A 16,140-nucleotide genomic window follows, 5' to 3' on the forward strand; every position below is an offset into this window, starting at 1 on the left:
AGAACCCTGACAATATCCGAACTACTAACAACCGGAAGCTTTGGCAACGGAATGCACCTGTAGTTCTGTCTGCGTCAGGATTGTGATCTCTTCTTCTGGTTCGAGTTCATCTTCAAAATACAAAAGTACGGCTTCTGCGATATTCTTGAGGAGTTCTTCAAAGTCTTTCCCATCGGTGAAGATGCTATGTCCGATTGCGTGAGCAGACCAACAGCCATCTTCATAGATTGTTTCAAACCGGATGATCATGGTGCGAACTCCCAGAGTGAGTATGGACATTGAAAAATAAAAGTCTTCGCTGCAACTATCTCTCACTGTGGGATGAGAGGAGGTTGAGCGGGTAGACCCCACCGCAAAATCCCATGCCGGCATTGCAAGAGCCGGGCACCGGGATTCCGGCCTCCGGTGCGTAGAGCAAGACCTGCTTGAACAGGGTACACGGCGCTTACAGGGAGGTCGTCCCAAAAAGATCTCCGAACCTTCGGTATACCCTAACCGGAGCCCTTACTTCCCGGGCATCCCTTATCTCTTAGATCTTCATCATCGCCCTGCAACGCCGACCCCCGGGGCGCCCGGCATGATCCACGGCCCCGGTTCGCAGATACCTCTCCCCATAGCGGCTGCGGCTGCACGTCGCCCCGGATCCGGCCCGCTCGACCGGACCATCGATCGACTCACCGACCTGTGGGTGCAAACGCTGGCGAGCGGGCGGGAGCGAAGCGTGATCCGTTCTTATGTCAACCGGAACAGACAGGATCTCCGCAACTCAGCGCTCGGGACTGAAGAGGAACGGCGAGCGTTCCGGCAAGACGTGATCGAGGCCGCCAAGGGAGCGCTGGCATCTCTTGACCTGGATTGCCGGGACGACCCCGCCGGCCCGGCCCTCCGCCACACCTGCTGTCCCGATGACTGCGATGCCCACGTCCCCGGGGAGAGGAAAACGCCCCGGCCGAAACCCTGGATATCCCTGTGGTGCCGGACTCGTACTTCCTGCGGGTCTCCAGGATCCGGGAAGAGGTCTGCTTTCACCGACACCTATCCCGAGCAACCGTGACCGGATCGAGGAGATCCTGCCGGTGTCTTATCCGGTCTTCCGGGCTGGTTAATCAAATGGATTATGTAATCCTACGCAAATATGAGCAGATAAGGAGATGGGAGGATTCGTTAGAGCGACTCTTCTCCGTCATGTGATTCAACGAACATCTGCAGGGGATGATCTAAGGTTATGAGGCACCACAGATGAGTACGGAAGAACAGCTGTTCAATTTTGATGGACTGGTAGGGTCTATCCGCCACTTTCATGATGAACTGGTTACTCAGGCCAGTCGTGCGGTCAATATCAGCCTGACGCTCAGAAACTGGCTCATTGGTTGCTACATTGAGGAATACGAGCGTTCCGGCATTGATCGTGCGGATTATGGAGACAGGCTGATGGACAGGCTTGCAGAAATCCTGACGGCTCAGGGGATATCACGTTGCGACCGTCGGGAGTTGTACCGATATCGGCGGTTCTATCTCACCTATCCACAGATTGTGGGGGCACTGCCTCCACAATTGACGCAGTTCCTGAATGCATCGGTTCGGCAGAGACTTTTCGCTGGATCGGGGATTGACTTCCAGGATAGCAGATCTCTGATTGTGGAGTCAGCGACTCCACAATCCCGCATTGCAGGGAAGGTATTGATCTCCAGACTCTCCTTTACCCATCTCGCGGAGCTCATCAATCTGGAGGACGAAACCAGGCGCGCTTTTTATGAAGTCGAGTGCATTCGCGGTAATTGGTCGGTGCGCGAGTTGAAACGTCAGATCAACAGTCTATATTATGAACGCTCCGGGCTCTCGACCGATAAAAAGAAACTTTCAGAGCTGGCACAGCAGAATGCAGAGCAGGCCAAGCCTAATCTGGCTATCCGTGACCCCTACATTTTCGAATTTCTGGGACTCAAGCCTGAAGAAGTAATGAGCGAATCACATCTGGAAAGTCAACTCCTCAAGAGGTTGGAAGCATTTCTTCTCGAGTTAGGCCACGGATTCTGTTTCGAAGCCCGGCAGAAACGCATACTCATTGGCGGCGAGCATTTTTTTGTGGACCTGGTTTTTTACCACCGTATTCTCAAATGCCATGTACTGGTGGAGATGAAACTGGATGGTTTCAGTCACGAAAACATTGGCCAACTTAACACCTATGTGAGCTGGTATAGAGAGAACGTGATGACTGAAGGAGATAACCCGCCGGTGGGCATCCTGCTCTGCACCCATAAAAATCAGGCGCTGGTGGAATACGCTCTGGCAGGCATGGACAACAATCTCTTCGTCTCCAGGTATCTGCTAAAATTGCCGGGAAAAGATGAAATGCAGGCTTTTATTGAAGAACAAATACGTTCCGGACTTTGAGACGGAAATAAGAGGATATCGGATGAAGTTCGGGATCGCTTTGTGCGTCCGGGGCGATCCACTCATCTCCTATCATCGCGATGAGGAACATCCTTATCCACCACTATTTTGGAATCGACCGGGACGCGGTCTGGAACGTGGTCGAAGATGACCTGCCGGCGCTGAAGAGACGACTCCTGTCCTTGACTAAGGAGTAGCGGCTCCGGATTGTGGTCGAGGCAGGACACCGGAGCAGCATCTACCGTTAAGAACGCGGACGACCCCGCCGCTCCGGCCCTCCGCCACACCTGCCGCCCCTGGGGACTGCGATGTCCATGTCCCCGGGAGACAGTACTTCACTCGTTTCGGCACCCGAGACTGAGCAATGCGGCCTCGTACAATACGGAAACGAGGAGTTGGCAGCACTCGGAGACCGGACTTAGGGAAGTCGATGGGTTGACCTCTTGAAAACCACCTCAGCCATTTTAGCGAGTACTGAGAGAGGAGAACGCCCCGGGTTCCTGTGGTGCCGGACTCGTACTTCCTGCGGATTTACCGGAGCCGGGAAGAGGTCTGCTTTCACCGACACCTATCCCGAGCAACCGTGACCGGATCGAGGAACTGCTGCCGGGGATCACTGTCCGGGCACCCGGGGCGTTTCTTGCCGGCGAGTTTGGGGTTTGGGCATATCCCCGCTCCTTACTGGCATCCATCTCCGTCCGGCAACGCCCGGGGCGGCGGCCGGCGCGATCCATGCCGCCGTTGCGCCCCACGGCGCTCGGATATCCCTCCCGCGGGCGTTGCGCGTGCGCGTCGCCTCAAATCCGGCCCGTCCGGGCCGAAAACGCCCCCGCCCCGCCGCACCGGGAGGCGCACCGGAGGGGTTCTTTTTATATATATGAAGCGATGAATTCGTATTATCCTCGAAACGGCATTTCAAGCCCGTTGGTTCTTTTCGGCAAACCATTTATGGTATGAAAGATTCTTTCGCACAGCCGATGGCAGGGATATTAAATCATTCCGGAAAGGATCACTACGATATCTATAAATATCATGCAAAATCAGTTTGTTTTATCGACTGCCTGCCCTATCGGGGCTCGGAGTCTAGAGGTGTGTATGATGAATTTCAAGAATGAAGAAGCAGTGTCGCCGGTTATCGGCGTTATCCTGATGGTCGCCATCACGGTGATCCTCGCCGCGGTCATCGCGGCGTTCGTGTTTGGGATGACCGGGAATGTGCAGAGCACGAAGAATGTGGCAGTTACTGCCACACAGACTGGTGAAAATGTAACGATAGTGTTCCAGGGCGGCGCAGATGCAAACTCCGTTACATGGCTCAACTGGACCGTTGATGAGAATGAAACCCAAAGTGGAGCCGAGGAAAAACCCAAGGTTGGCGAGACAAATAGCACAAAGATTGCCAACCCGGGGAAAGCAAACCATGTGGTAGTCGTTGCATCGTTCCTCGATGGTTCTTCCCAGGTTGTCCTTGATACCCACGTATAAACCACTCCCCTTTTTTAGATGACACCTGCCTGTTAGTGCCCTCTAAATTTGAGTTATCAATCACGCAGGATCAAGATTTGTCTGGTGCTGCGAAGAAAGAAGAACGTTAATTTAAGATTAAGAGGATAACAATGATTCATTCTCAATGCATTATAATTATGGAGATGTAGCGTGCCCATAACCACGAGATCCCTCCTCCCTGCCCTCCTCGCCGCCGTCCTCCTCCTCCTCCCGGCGAACATCTACGCCATCGGCAACGGTATCGGCGCCGGACTCCGCTTCCCCCTGTTCCTGTACCAGGACACCGCCTACGGCGCCTCCCTGATCCCGGTCTGGCGGGAGATATCCTACGTCGCATCCGGCACCATCAGCGGCCGGTCGGCCGTCTCGATCCTCCTCTGGGTTCTCGGCACCGCCCTCCTCGCCGCCGCAATCGTCTACTTCGCCGCAAGGCGGAAGGATTGCTACGAGGCGGCCAGAAAAACCCTCGCCCTCCTCGTCGCCGGCGGCGCCGCCGCCTACCTCCTCTCCTGCGTCGCCCAGTACGGCCCCACCCTCCACGGCCCGGCGGGGTTTGCCGTCCCGGTCGGGGTGCCGCTCATCCTCGCCGTCGCGGGGTATATCATGACGGTGGAGGAAGACGATGAATTGGAGGATGAGGAGAAAGAAGGGGACTATGGGGAAGAGGTGGAAGAGGAACAGTAATCATCCCTTTATTCTGGTTGAATCTCTTTAACGGTGCTCACACACTTATCGGTCACACAGACTCTTGCACGGCTTTCCATCGGCTATCGCCACGCACTGCCCCCGCCCCAAGGGGCGGGGGAGGAGGCCGGAGGCCGGGAGGGGTGCTTGCGGCTATCAACTCGTGAGGGAACAATTGGCTGAAGCGTAGAGCGTGAGCATCGTAGATACGAGTTGGAGACAGGGGAGGGGGATGCTCCCCCCTCCCCGTCAGCCCCTCCCCCAATGGCGATATCCACCCAAAATCTGTGCATGGGAGGGCGACTGGGCGGAGGCCGAGAATCGTTTGCGCTGATGAAGCACAAGCCTCCTCTCTCAATCCTCCGCTATTAAAAAACACAGGTCACAGGGAACCAACAGCGGGCAGGGGAGCCCCCACACCAGAAAAAAAGTAATCAACCCCCTCAAACCGTCCTATCAAACAATATTCACGACTCGTTCCCGACGAACCTCCCCACGACCACAACCCATGTCGGGTACAACACGTACCTCAAACGCCCCGTGCCGGGGCCGCCGCGTTCTTCCAGGTCTCCCCGCTCTCGTTCTTCGCCCTCCTCCTCGCCGCTGCGGTCGGTTACGCCCTCATCCGCCGAAGACCGACCGGGATCGACTCGCGGGACGCACGGCTCCTCGCCTTCTTCGCCCTCGCCGCCGTCCTGGTGGTGCTCACCTACGCCCGGTCCATCCACGGGATGCCGGCAAGCCCCGGGATCATCCCCGACATGCGCTACCTCTCCCCGGCCTACCTCCCCATGCTCGTCATCGGGGTCTACGCCCTGAAACACGCCGGCCTCGATGGTGACGGGGTGAAGGAGGCCTTGAGGACGCTCTTCTGGCTCGCGGTCATCGACCTCCCGCTCATCTTCGTCGTCCTCCAGGTCATCGCCGGACAGAGCCGCGGCGGGCAGGTCACGTTCCTTATGTACCTCACCTACATCTTCCTCGCCGGGACCGCGGTGCTCTATGCCGCCGTGCTCGCACCTGACGGTGCTCAAGCTCCTGCCCTGCGGCCAGTCGCACTCGCCAAACGCGCCTCCCCCCGCCTTCTCGCCTACGCCGTCCCGGTGCTGATGCTCTTCCCGCTTGCGTGGGAACTCGTCGTCGACTTCCGGTTCGCCACCGGCTGCTGGGAGGGGTACCACTTCTGGATACCGGTGGTGCAGTATATCTGGTACATCCAGTACGCGATCTTTCCGTTCTGAGGGAGGGGGTCCCGGCGGCCGGAGGCCGGGCCGGCGAAGAACGAGGCGGCGGCACCCTCCGTCACCGTCAGGACCGGCGGCGGACGTTCACGGTTCTGCAAGCCCCGGGCGAGCAGACGTGGCTCCCCCGTAACCCTTCGCCCCGAGGCGGCCTCTCACTTTCTCCCGGGGAAGCCTTCTGCTGTCAGTGGATCTTCAACACATGCCCGTTACCTTAGAGGGGATATTCTCGGTACATCGGGCATTTTCCAAGATGCGATCACCTGAAGGTGCGCCTGAACTCTTCCCCATCAATCCCGGCCTGTTTGAGGATGCCATTCAGGGTGCCTCTCTTCAATTCCCGGTGCAGAGGTACAGAAAAGACCCGCCACCCCTTCTGCACGACAACATGGGACGAGGTCTGCCGTTGCGGAACGAAACCATGCCGGGCAAGGTACTTCACCATCTCTTCCCCGGAGACAACCGGCAGCTTATGCGACATCAGCTACGTCAACTTTCGATATCTCGTGACGGACGGTTGATCTCTGCCGGTGCAGCTCTTTCCACTGCACCTCAAGAACAAGTTCTATCGCTTCTTTGATGTTGGCAAGTGCTTCTTCCCGTGTCTCGCCCTGGCTGATCGCTCCCGGGATTTCAACGCACTGGACGGTGAACCCGCCCTCTTCCTGCGGTTCGAGCACTACCGTATATCTCATGATCATACCATTGGTCACGTGGATTATACAAGTTTTTTGGGTAGCGGTTCAGGCTACTCAGTGAGCGGCGATCGGGATGAACGGTGTTTTACCGGTGTTTGATTACACGTCCCTGGGGTTCAGCCTCGTCCTCCGGAATGATCCGTACACCGGAGAGCGGCTGATTCACTCGGGCTGAATGAGCGGCAGATCGCTGCCGTAAACTACCTGAAGAGACGGGATTCCATCTCAAACCAGGAGTATCAAAAACGCAACAACGCGAAGAAGGCGACCGCAACACGGGATCTTAAGGCGATGGTTCAAAGCGGCATTCTTCACAAAGAGGGAACAACCGGGCCAGGCGTACGCTACTTGCTGATGTACGCAGAGAGGGATAGCAAGAGAACATAGCAGGATCGCAACGGGATCAATGGGATCATAATACCTGTCCTGAACACATTTGGACAAATTTTATGCCTTAGATGCACAAAATACCCATTCCATTTTTTTAATGGGATCATGGCCTCATCCAGTATGCGATCTTCCCGCTCTGAGGGGGCGGGACCCTGCCACCCGGATCTTATAGTTATATCAATTTATACAACTAATGGTCACTCATGCCAGCGCGTAGCCCGAGCACACACAGCCCCCAGCTCGACACGATCCGGATGGTCGAAGAGTTCATTCGGGAGCACAGCGGCGAATACAAACGGCGGGCCTTGTGGGAGAACCTGCCGAAGAGAGTGATGTACCAGACGTTCAAGACGATCATCGAGTATCTCGATGAATCAGGGAAGATAGCAAGCGATTCACAGGGGAAGATCTGCTGGATTCACAACCCGGACCTCGTCCGGAAGTATACACTGCGTGAAGACCTGCGGATCCGATGAAGTGCCGAATCTATTTTGCAGACGAGCAGGTGCGAGAGGCCTTCGTGGCTCTCAAAGCCTCCCGGGATCCCGGGGATCGTCGGTTAGCCGGGCTGCTGGATCAGGCCCTCGACAGAATCGCTGCAAATGCCTTCTGCGGGATCCAGGTGCCGAAGAAGCTGATCCCAAAAGACTACCACAAGAAATACGGGCCGCTGGATAACCTCTGGAAGTATAATCTCACCCGATCATGGCGGCTTATGTATACTGTAGCCCGCGACAGCGATACGATCGCAGTCATCATCGAGTGGCTGGATCACACCAGCTACGATCGTCGGTTCGGCTACTGAGTGTAACCTCCCGACGGGGTCCTGGCGTGCCGGGGCACAGATCGCCCCGATAAACACACCCTCTTCAGACAGAGATATGTAGATTGAAGCACCAGAAAATCGATATACCTAGAGGTGAGATGACCATGACCCAGGTGAAAGAGGAGATCATCAGTGAACTGAACGACCTCCCGCCCCGGACGTACGGTGAGGTGCTCGAGTTCATCCGGTTCCTCAAGTTCCGGCGCCGGAAGGCCGCCCCGGACACCGCCCTCGCGAGCGAGCCTGTGCTCCGGAAGGACTGGCTTCGGCCCGAGGAGGAAGAGGCGTGGAGCGCACGGGAACTGTGAGCAGTTCCCTGTCAGGCAAATTTCCAATTTGCCGTGATTTGTAAAGGGCGATGTTGTCGTTGTGCCGTTTCCCTTCTCGGACCTGTCGACGGTGAAGCGGCGACCGGCCCTTGTTGTCGCGACGGACGGAACGTCCGGAGCGGGAGCACCGTAAGGTGCGACTTGCGGCACCCGGCGGAGACGATGTCATTCTTTGCCAGACGCGATGGTTCATCAGAACCTGAGCGGGAGCACCACAAGGTGCGACTTCACAAGCCAGCAGATCCGGGATCGCTACGCCGTTGGTATTACCAAACTTGACTTTACAGAGGGAACACTCCATAAGCCGAGCAATATCCGGCCAAACCGGCTTTTTTCGGCCAGTGTCGACCTGATTCTTTATCGCGCCGGCCATCTTAACGACCAGACCGTCACGTCGGTTATCGATGGGATCATCGAGATCCTGGAGGCAAAGTAACTCCCTGTCCCAACGTTCTGCCGGGATCCCGTAGTTTTTGTCTCCGCACCCCTTCACGTTCAGCCCGCCATTATCAATCCCTTCTTCTCCAGACTCATCCATGATAAGCTCCCTCTTCACCACGACAAGACCCTTTTTAGCGATCCTGACGTCTTCGAACCATGTTCGTTCCCAGAAGCACGCGGGCATGGATGCCAACGGGGTGCGGGAATCCCTCAAAACCCTCTTCTGGCTCGCGGTCATCGACCTCCCGCTCATCTTCGTCGTCCTCCAGGTCATCGCCGGCCGGAGCCTCGGCGGGCAGGTCACGTTCCTCACGTACCTCACCTACATCTTCCTCGCCGGGACCGCGGCGCTCTATGCCGCCGTGCTCGCACCTGACGGTGCTCAAGCTCCTGCTCCGCACCTTTGGTGCTCATGCTCCGGCCCTTCAGGCCATCGCACCCTGCGGCCAGTCGCACTCGCCCGCCGGGCCTCCCCACGCCTCCTCGCCTACGCCGTCCCGGTGCTGATGCTCTTCCCGCTCGCGTGGGAACTCGCCGTCGACTTCCGGTTCGCCACCAGCTGCTGGGAGGGCTACCACTTCTGGATACCGGTGGTGCAGCACATCTGGTACATCCAGTACGCGATCTTTCCGCTGTGAGAACAGGGAGTTGGCATTCTCAGGTTCGCCGTTCCCGTCGGGATGCCGCTCATCCTCGCCGTCGCGGGGTACGTCGTGACGGCGGAGGAGGACGATGAATCGGGGTATCCTCCCACGGTCCACTGTACGGGGCTAGTCTATAATTCAAAACCGTTCACGCACCGCACTCATTGAGCGGAATCCCACACCGGAAAAATAGTAGCCAAACCCTCAAACCACCCTATCAAACAATATCCACGGCTCGCTATCCTCAAACCTCCCCCACGACCACAACCCGCGCCGCGGCCGGGACGGTGCGCACTTCCACCGCCCTGGCCCGGAGATCGAGCGTGAAGTTCTCGTCCTCCGGACCCGTCCCGCCGATCCGGCACGGGATCTCTGACACCCGGTCCGGGCCGATTTTGGGATTCGAGTACCTGTCATGGGCCGACTACCATCTGCACCCCTGGCTTTTGTCTCCCAAAACACGCAGCGATCCCCCGACACGGGTCGGCCTGCCGGGCCGGGTCGCCGTGAACCGATATGAGCACACCCAGTTTTTTAGTCATAGAGAGAGGGGACAGGGGCCTTTGCCCTAAATCATTAAATGGTACCTGTGCATCATAAGGGGTACGAACCCGGTTGGCGGCGTTGTACTGAGCCTTTTAACCCGGTCCTTGCGGGAGGGACGAAGTTCCGGCATTGAACGCCCCGACCGTGGTGTTGACACGATGAGGGAGACGAGCATACTCGGCGAAACGGATATCCGGGTCCTCCTCCTTCGGCAGGGAGTTGCTTTCCGGCCACAGGCCGGCGGCGATGACCGGCATCAGCGATTCGGCAACCGCAGGCGCATCCCGATACCCCGGGGGGTTCGCCCGGTGACAATGTTTGAGTAACAGACGGTAGATGAGAGAACACCATGCCGGCGATACAATGTCCCCGAGAGAGAGGCGGACGCACGCTTATTGCCATAATCATCGTGATAACAGCCGTTTGCGCCGTTGTGCTGGCATTGCATTTTCAGCCGTGGAAACCGGCTCCGTCCGGCCCACCGGTGCCGGCAATACCGACTCCCGCGGTGCCGACAGTGACAGGACCCATCATCATCGTCGCAGCGAGCGACAGCAGTGCGGCATCGAAAGACGGAGCAGATTATGTCTGTGACGGTATCGACGATCAATATGAAATTCAGGCTGCGATCGATGCCCTCCCCGCCAGCGGCGGGACCGTCCAGCTGACGGAAGGAACGTTCAACTGTGCCGGAAGCGTTCTGCCCGGGTCATATACGACCCTGAAAGGGCGGGGTGATGAGTCTACCCACCTGATTTTTACAAATAACGGCCTGATCTGGATGAAAAACGACTCTATTGCGCTGGAAAGTTTCCGGGCAACCGGATCCGGCTATTCAGGGAAATCGGCACATATGGGTGTGATCTATATCACTGCAAGCCATATGTGGATCAAAGACGTCACGGCCACGGCTGACAGGTCCATCCAGGCTGTGTTTTACGTGCAGTCCATCGAAGGCTATGACAGGGATATCGAGTACATTGCGTTCATCGGCTGTGTGGCCGATAGTCCCGGAACGTACGGATTTCTTCATAGTTCGCAGGATACCGAGTACAAGGTACACAGATACGTCCAGTATACCGATTGCAGGGCGATCGACTGCGGCCGAGATTCCAGATTCAATAACTGGGTCACAGGATTCGACTTTGCGGAGCTCAACGACATCGAGAGCCTGCGGGTGAACCGGTGCATCGCCGAAGGCAGCTGGGAATCGGGGTTTCACCTCGAATGGGCCCCCACCAAGAACGACATCGTTTTCTCCGACTGTATCAGCAGAAACAACGGCCAGAAACCCTACCCCGACTATTACGACACAAGCGGCGAGTACTACTTCGGTGCCGGCTACATGGCACCGCGGGGCTCGTACACGTTCAACAACTGCACCGCGGAAGGGAACAGCGCCTACGGGTTCTTCTTCAGTTACCCTGACGGCGTCTACCTCTACGACTGCACGGACCTTGAGACGGGCCGGGGGAAGACCGACTACTCGCAGGTGAAACCGACGTCGTTCTTCATCGTACAGTCGTTATTGACGGATGCCAACCCCTCGATCGTCATGGAGAACTGTGAAAGCATCGAATCTTTCGGATACGGTCTGCACATTGCGCTGATGGATCACGTACGGATCAACAACTTCCGGTTGACTGATCCGGCCGGGATCGACGGCAGGGGCGCTGTGGTGGGGGGTTCACCGCGAGGAGCGTTATTTGTGGATTCCAGCATCGATATCCATGCGACGGGGGATCGAGTCTCTACTCTGATATACGCGATGGGCAACAGGAATGTCGTATACTCCGGGCAGATAAATTCAAACGCGGTGCAGCCATTTGTTATCGACGGATACGGGACCAGTAATGTACGGGTACAGAATATGCAGATTTTACCGGTTGGCTCAACGGGCATAACGTTGACACGGGATGTGCCCGAGGGTGCAGTAACGATCGTGAAGTCATGACACATATCGGTAGACACGAGAATCGCCCGCTGAGTATGGAGAGCTTCCGCTTGTACCGCATCCGCACTCCTCCTCTCCACTCTCCGGCAGCAAAAGGCCTCCGGGTTCGATACGTCCTGATCGCTCCTGTCGTCCGGGATCCGGTTTCAGGGCGTATTCCGCCTGTTTCGGCTGACGGCCTTTTCATCGGCCGGGGATAGAGCCGTTCGACACCTGCGGGCACGGTGTCCGGCGGCGCTGTTTACGGACACGCGATCGCCCCCGGATCCTTTCTGCGATTTAAAGGCATCAAATGAATATCGGGCTGCACAAAGTCTTCATTTTGCACACCGGTAGTCCCTTCGGACAACCATACGGCCGCGTGCGAGTTCGCGTTGTCTATGTTCATAGTTTAAATAGCAGGATAAATATGCTATTTTTATATTAAAAACGTAATTTAATTGTATTTTAGATTTAGCACATTTTTAATCAATCTGATTAAAAATATCTCTGATTATATATCTCTAATGAATTTAAATATTATTATATATCTCAATTTTCTGATACTGGGTATCGCCCGAACGAGGTGACTTAGTGATAGTCAAAAGAACAACGAGGCTAATTATTGCAGTATTCCTGGTATTCGGCATGGTGCCGTTTGTCGGAGCACTTGAGCCCGGCACGGCCACAGTAACCGTGGCTGCAAGTGATAGCACCAGCGCAGCGAAGGCTCAGGCCGACTATGTCTGTGACGGATCAAACGATCAGGCGGAGATCCAGAACGCCATCAACGCCCTCCCCGCCAGCGGCGGAACCGTCCAGCTGACGGAAGGGACGTTCAACTGTGCCGGAAGCGTTCTGCCTAAGGCGCATACGACCCTCTCCGGCCAGGGCGACGATAAGACCTTTATCCGGTTCACGAACGACGGGATTCTCCGGGTCGATACCGAATACGTGACGCTGGAGAACTTCCACGTCGAAGGCACCGGCTACAGCGCATCGCGCGACTTCGGCGTGGTGTACATCCGTGCAGGGCACAACGCTGTCCGGGACGTCACCGGCACCGCTGACCGGACCATCCAGGGGCTCTTCTATGTGCGCTCCGTCGGTCTCGGCAACAAGAACATCGAGGACATCGAGTTCACCCGGGTGGTTGCGGACAGTCCCGGAACCTACGGGTTTCTCCACAGTTCATGGGGCACCGACTACAAGGTGCACAAGAACGTACGGTATACCGACTGCAGGGCAATCGACTGCGGTCGATACAGCGCCTACAACCCCTGGGTTACCGGATTCGACTTTGCGGAGCTCAACGACATCGAGAACCTGCGGGTGACCCGGTGCGTCGCCGAAGGCACGCTTGAGTCCGGGTTCCACTTCGAGTACGGTCCAACCAAGAAGGATATCGTTCTCACCGACTGCATCAGCAGAAACAACGGCCAGAAGCCGTTCCCGAAGACCTACAGCCTGGGCGGCGAGGACTATTTCGGTTCCGGTTACTACGCGCCTAAGGGCTCGTACACGTTCAACAACTGCACCGCAGAAGGGAACAGCGCCTACGGGTTCTTCTTCAGTTACCCCGACGGCGTCCACCTCTACGACTGCACGGACTTCGAGACGGGCCGGGGGAAGACCGACTACTCGGCGGTGAAACCGACATCGTTCTTCATCGTACAGTCGCAGTTGACGAACGCCAACCCCTCGATAGTCATGGAGGACTGCGCGAGCATCAACTCCCACGGTCGCGGTCTCTACGCAACGCTTGTTGACTACGTACAGATCAAGAACTTCACGATGACCAACCCCGGAGGCATCGACGGTGTCGGCGCTCTGATAGGAGACCCGGCACTGGGAGTGGGTTTCGTCTCTTCAAACCTCGACATCCATGCCTCAGGGAACAGCGCGTCCAGACTTGTCACGGTGAACAGTGCTTCCAACTCGAAATTCACCGGGAGCATTGTATCCGATGTGGCGACGCCGTTCACCGTAGCGGGAGGAGGAACCAACAACGTCGTCGTTGAAGGCATCAAGACGGTTTCGAATACACTTCCGGTGGGTTCGTCGGGAATCACGACGAGCAGCGTCAACTCGGGAGCAGTCAGGATCACCGACTGTACGGTCGTAAAGCCCGGCAGCGCTCCGCTCCCGACGCCGGTCCCCACCACGCCGGCTCCCTCCGGGAAGCCGGACCTCGTGGTGACCGACATCTCCTGGACGCCGACAAACCCGGCCTCCGGTGATGCGGTGACGATGAAGGCCACGATCAAGAACCAGGGCGACGCCCCGACGCCTGCGGGCGCGAAACACGGCGTCCTCTTCACGTTCGATGACGGCGCGGCAGGCCCCGGCATCTGGTCCGATGCCCACACGGCATCGATTGCCCCCGGGTCCTGGGTCACCGTGACCGCGAACGGCGGCTCAAGCGGTGCAACCTGGAAGGCCGTCGAGGGCGCCCACACCGTGAAGGCGCACGTCGACGACGTCAACAGGATTGCGGAGTCGAACGATGCGAACAACGTTCGCACCGAACAGATCACGGTCTCGAAGACCGCGTCGGGGTCTACCCCGACCCCCACCCCCACCACGCCGGCTCCCTCCGGGAAGCCCGACCTCGTGGTGACCGGCATCTCCTGGACGCCGGCGAACCCGGCCTCCGGTGATGCGGTGACGATGAAGGCCACGATCAAGAACCAGGGTACCGCCCCGACGCCTGCGGGCACGAAACACGGCGTCCTCTTCACGTTCGACGACGGCGCCGCCGGGCCCGGCGTCTGGTCCGACACTTACACTTCGGCCATCGCCCCGGGCGCATCGGTCACGCTGACCGCGAACGGCGGCTCAAGCGGTGCAACCTGGAAAGCCGCCGACGGCACGCACACCGTGAAGGCGCACGTCGACGACGTCAACCGGATCGCCGAGAGCGTTGAGGACAACAACGTCATGAGCAAGGAGATCGTCGTCGGAAGCCTGCCGGTTCCCGTCAGGGGCGACCTGAACGGAGACGGCAACGTTGACTGGGCCGACGTGACGATTGCCGCCGAGATGGCGCAGAAAACCACTCCGTCCGACCCCGCTGCCGACGTTAATGGAGACGGCACTGTGGACTGGAAGGACGTTGCCCTGCTCACCGATTTCTTCTTCGGCAGGACCTCTTCTCTCTAAAGCGTCTACCTGGAGGAGTGGTTAATCCCTCCCCTCCTCCCGGTTTTGCCACAGGTGCCGCCCCGTAACACCTGTACAGTACGTGGTCATATTGGTTATGGACGGGTTTTTTCCACCTGAGCCGGGGATGCCCGGATCCGTCGCCAGTAACGGCCTATTCTCTTTTGGGCTACGGCGACACCGCACTTCGCGCCTGTCGCAGAACAGGAGGATGCGTGGATATGCCAGCCGTTCTGGATCCTTTTTTGCCGGAATAGACCCATCGATACGGCGATACCGGTGCAGGAGAGCCGTCAGGACGGATAATTTGATATACGCGATACATCCATTGGGGGGGTAATGCACGCGTTCCCAAAAAGCCCCGTTGAGCTGAAAACCTATCTTGTAGACCCCCTGTACAGGAATACGTTTTTCATCATCATCACATCAATCTCAAGCGCAGGCTTTGGTTTCGTCTTCTGGATGCTTGCAGCACGATTCTACCCGCAAGAAGACGTAGGAGTTGCGACGGCCCTTATCTCATCCATGGGGATGCTGATCCTCTTATCGAAGCTCGGATTCGATCAATCGATCATACGGTTTTTTCCGACACGGGATAAATCCAGAGTCCTCGGGACGGCAATAATCGTCACGACACTATTCGGGTTTGTCCTGGGAGTCCTGTTCATAGCTACGGTGGATATCTGGTCGCCCGGGTTGCACCAGGTCAAGGACTATGCGCTCCTCTACATCGCCTTTCTGATAGCCAATTCCGTAACGGCCTTCATCGGTGCAGCATTCATTGCACTGCGGAAATCCGAATTCTACTTTCTCCAGAGCCTCCTTTTCGGTTCAAGGCTCCTTATTCTCATTCCTCTGGTCTTTCTCGGAGCACTTGGAATCTTCAGTTCGCTGGGTCTTTCATTCATCATTGCCCTCATAGTTTCGGTCTTCTTACTCTACAGGTCCGGGATTCGTCTATCCGGCGTTGATAGGGAATTTTTGCTCGATTCGTTCCGCTTTTCCGCCGGGAACTACGTTTCCGGGTTGTTCATTGCGGCTCCGAGCACGATCCTCCCCATCCTTGTGTTGAACATTCTCGGTGCGGAACAAGCCGCTCAGTACTTCATTGCGTATGCGATTGTCATGTTCCTGTTCCTCATACCCACGTCTTTCACGACATCGCTCTTTGTCGAGGGGAGCCACGGCGGAGCACTGAAGAGAAACGTACTGAAATCGCTCGCCGGAATTTTTGCGCTCCTCGTTCCGGCGGTTGTGGCCCTCTTCTTATTCGGAGAGTATATCCTCGGTTTGATCGGTCCGGATTATGTAGCAGGGCTCGAATTAGTCAAGGTCCTGGCGATTTC

Annotated in this window: 19 protein-coding genes; 14 read left to right on the plus strand and 5 right to left on the minus strand. The window is 57.1% G+C overall.

The annotated features are described in order from the left end of the window. Positions 1 to 24 precede the first annotated feature (24 nt). On the minus strand, positions 25 to 249 hold the full coding sequence (locus EI28_RS11665) for a type II toxin-antitoxin system HicB family antitoxin (RefSeq protein WP_048115045.1): 225 nt from the start codon (positions 247 to 249) through the stop codon (positions 25 to 27). Between the two features lie 328 nt (positions 250 to 577). Here EI28_RS11665 and EI28_RS14155 point away from each other — a divergent pair, with 328 nt between their 5' ends. From EI28_RS14155 to EI28_RS11685, 5 genes are all read left to right on the plus strand, one after another. After that, on the plus strand, positions 578 to 1,054 hold the full coding sequence (locus EI28_RS14155; RefSeq protein ID WP_155937397.1) for a hypothetical protein: 477 nt from the start codon (positions 578 to 580) through the stop codon (positions 1,052 to 1,054). A 185-nt stretch (positions 1,055 to 1,239) separates the two neighbouring features. After that, a complete protein-coding gene (locus tag EI28_RS11670; protein ID WP_048115025.1) occupies positions 1,240 to 2,394 on the plus strand; it encodes a YhcG family protein in 1,155 nt (384 codons plus the stop codon). A 56-nt stretch (positions 2,395 to 2,450) separates the two neighbouring features. Next, positions 2,451 to 2,591, plus strand: a complete 141-nt coding sequence (locus EI28_RS11675) for a HepT-like ribonuclease domain-containing protein (RefSeq protein WP_338151818.1) — start codon at positions 2,451 to 2,453, stop codon at positions 2,589 to 2,591. 898 nt (positions 2,592 to 3,489) lie between these two features. Then, a complete protein-coding gene (locus EI28_RS11680) occupies positions 3,490 to 3,879 on the plus strand; it encodes a type IV pilin (protein WP_082223164.1) in 390 nt (129 codons plus the stop codon). Positions 3,880 to 4,050: 171 nt separating this feature from the next. Further along, positions 4,051 to 4,584 (plus strand): hypothetical protein, encoded by a 534-nt coding sequence (locus EI28_RS11685; protein WP_048115026.1) that lies wholly within the window; start codon positions 4,051 to 4,053, stop codon positions 4,582 to 4,584. Positions 4,585 to 5,051: 467 nt separating this feature from the next. On the opposite strand, the gene EI28_RS14160 is transcribed toward EI28_RS11685, so the two are convergent. Next, positions 5,052 to 5,312: a hypothetical protein gene (locus EI28_RS14160; protein ID WP_155937399.1), complete on the minus strand. Its 261-nt coding sequence runs from the start codon at positions 5,310 to 5,312 to the stop codon at positions 5,052 to 5,054. Here EI28_RS14160 and EI28_RS11690 point away from each other — a divergent pair. Then, positions 5,283 to 5,825 carry a hypothetical protein gene (locus tag EI28_RS11690; RefSeq protein ID WP_048115028.1) on the plus strand — a complete coding sequence of 181 codons (543 nt, stop codon included), beginning with the start codon at positions 5,283 to 5,285 and terminating at the stop codon, positions 5,823 to 5,825. The two genes, EI28_RS14160 and EI28_RS11690, sit on opposite strands and share 30 nt — an antisense overlap. 259 nt (positions 5,826 to 6,084) lie before the next feature. Here the strand turns inward: EI28_RS11690 and EI28_RS11695 are convergent, their stop codons facing one another. Both EI28_RS11695 and EI28_RS11700 read right to left on the minus strand, forming a co-directional pair. Beyond that, complete coding sequence (locus EI28_RS11695; RefSeq protein WP_048115030.1) at positions 6,085 to 6,306, minus strand: type II toxin-antitoxin system HicA family toxin; 222 nt, start codon at positions 6,304 to 6,306, stop codon at positions 6,085 to 6,087. Beyond that, positions 6,296 to 6,520 (minus strand): type II toxin-antitoxin system HicB family antitoxin, encoded by a 225-nt coding sequence (locus EI28_RS11700; protein WP_048115051.1) that lies wholly within the window; start codon positions 6,518 to 6,520, stop codon positions 6,296 to 6,298. The genes EI28_RS11695 and EI28_RS11700 overlap by 11 nt, the downstream gene beginning before the upstream one ends. 596 nt (positions 6,521 to 7,116) lie before the next feature. On the opposite strand from EI28_RS11700, the gene EI28_RS11705 reads away from it, so the two are divergent. From EI28_RS11705 to EI28_RS14470, 5 genes are all read left to right on the plus strand, one after another. Continuing rightward, complete coding sequence (locus EI28_RS11705) at positions 7,117 to 7,389, plus strand: hypothetical protein (protein WP_048115033.1); 273 nt, start codon at positions 7,117 to 7,119, stop codon at positions 7,387 to 7,389. 44 nt (positions 7,390 to 7,433) lie between these two features. Next, the gene (locus EI28_RS11710; protein WP_231476799.1) at positions 7,434 to 7,718 is read left to right on the plus strand and encodes a hypothetical protein; all 285 of its coding nucleotides are present in this window, start codon (positions 7,434 to 7,436) and stop codon (positions 7,716 to 7,718) included. A gap of 125 nt (positions 7,719 to 7,843) precedes the next feature. After that, a complete protein-coding gene (locus EI28_RS11715; protein ID WP_048115053.1) occupies positions 7,844 to 8,047 on the plus strand; it encodes a hypothetical protein in 204 nt (67 codons plus the stop codon). A 193-nt stretch (positions 8,048 to 8,240) separates the two neighbouring features. After that, the gene (locus EI28_RS15045) at positions 8,241 to 8,504 is read left to right on the plus strand and encodes a hypothetical protein (protein WP_231476800.1); all 264 of its coding nucleotides are present in this window, start codon (positions 8,241 to 8,243) and stop codon (positions 8,502 to 8,504) included. Between the two features lie 100 nt (positions 8,505 to 8,604). Then, positions 8,605 to 9,147 carry a hypothetical protein gene (locus tag EI28_RS14470; RefSeq protein ID WP_231476802.1) on the plus strand — a complete coding sequence of 181 codons (543 nt, stop codon included), beginning with the start codon at positions 8,605 to 8,607 and terminating at the stop codon, positions 9,145 to 9,147. 250 nt (positions 9,148 to 9,397) lie between these two features. Here EI28_RS14470 and EI28_RS15335 read toward each other — a convergent pair whose 3' ends face one another. Continuing rightward, the gene (locus tag EI28_RS15335; protein ID WP_255342101.1) at positions 9,398 to 9,532 is read right to left on the minus strand and encodes a hypothetical protein; all 135 of its coding nucleotides are present in this window, start codon (positions 9,530 to 9,532) and stop codon (positions 9,398 to 9,400) included. A 516-nt stretch (positions 9,533 to 10,048) separates the two neighbouring features. On the opposite strand from EI28_RS15335, the gene EI28_RS11730 reads away from it, so the two are divergent. The 3 genes from EI28_RS11730 to EI28_RS11740 form a co-directional block, all read left to right on the plus strand. Beyond that, positions 10,049 to 11,653, plus strand: a complete 1,605-nt coding sequence (locus tag EI28_RS11730; protein WP_048115039.1) for a hypothetical protein — start codon at positions 10,049 to 10,051, stop codon at positions 11,651 to 11,653. 627 nt (positions 11,654 to 12,280) lie between these two features. After that, the gene (locus EI28_RS11735) at positions 12,281 to 14,794 is read left to right on the plus strand and encodes a CARDB domain-containing protein (RefSeq protein WP_048115041.1); all 2,514 of its coding nucleotides are present in this window, start codon (positions 12,281 to 12,283) and stop codon (positions 14,792 to 14,794) included. Positions 14,795 to 15,133: 339 nt separating this feature from the next. Further along, a partial coding sequence (locus EI28_RS11740) for an oligosaccharide flippase family protein (RefSeq protein WP_048115043.1) occupies positions 15,134 to 16,140 on the plus strand: 1,007 nt, incomplete at its 3' end.

The sequence above is a fragment of the Methanoculleus sp. MH98A genome (genome assembly GCF_000691865.1).
Taxonomy (GTDB): Archaea; Halobacteriota; Methanomicrobia; order Methanomicrobiales; family Methanoculleaceae; genus Methanoculleus.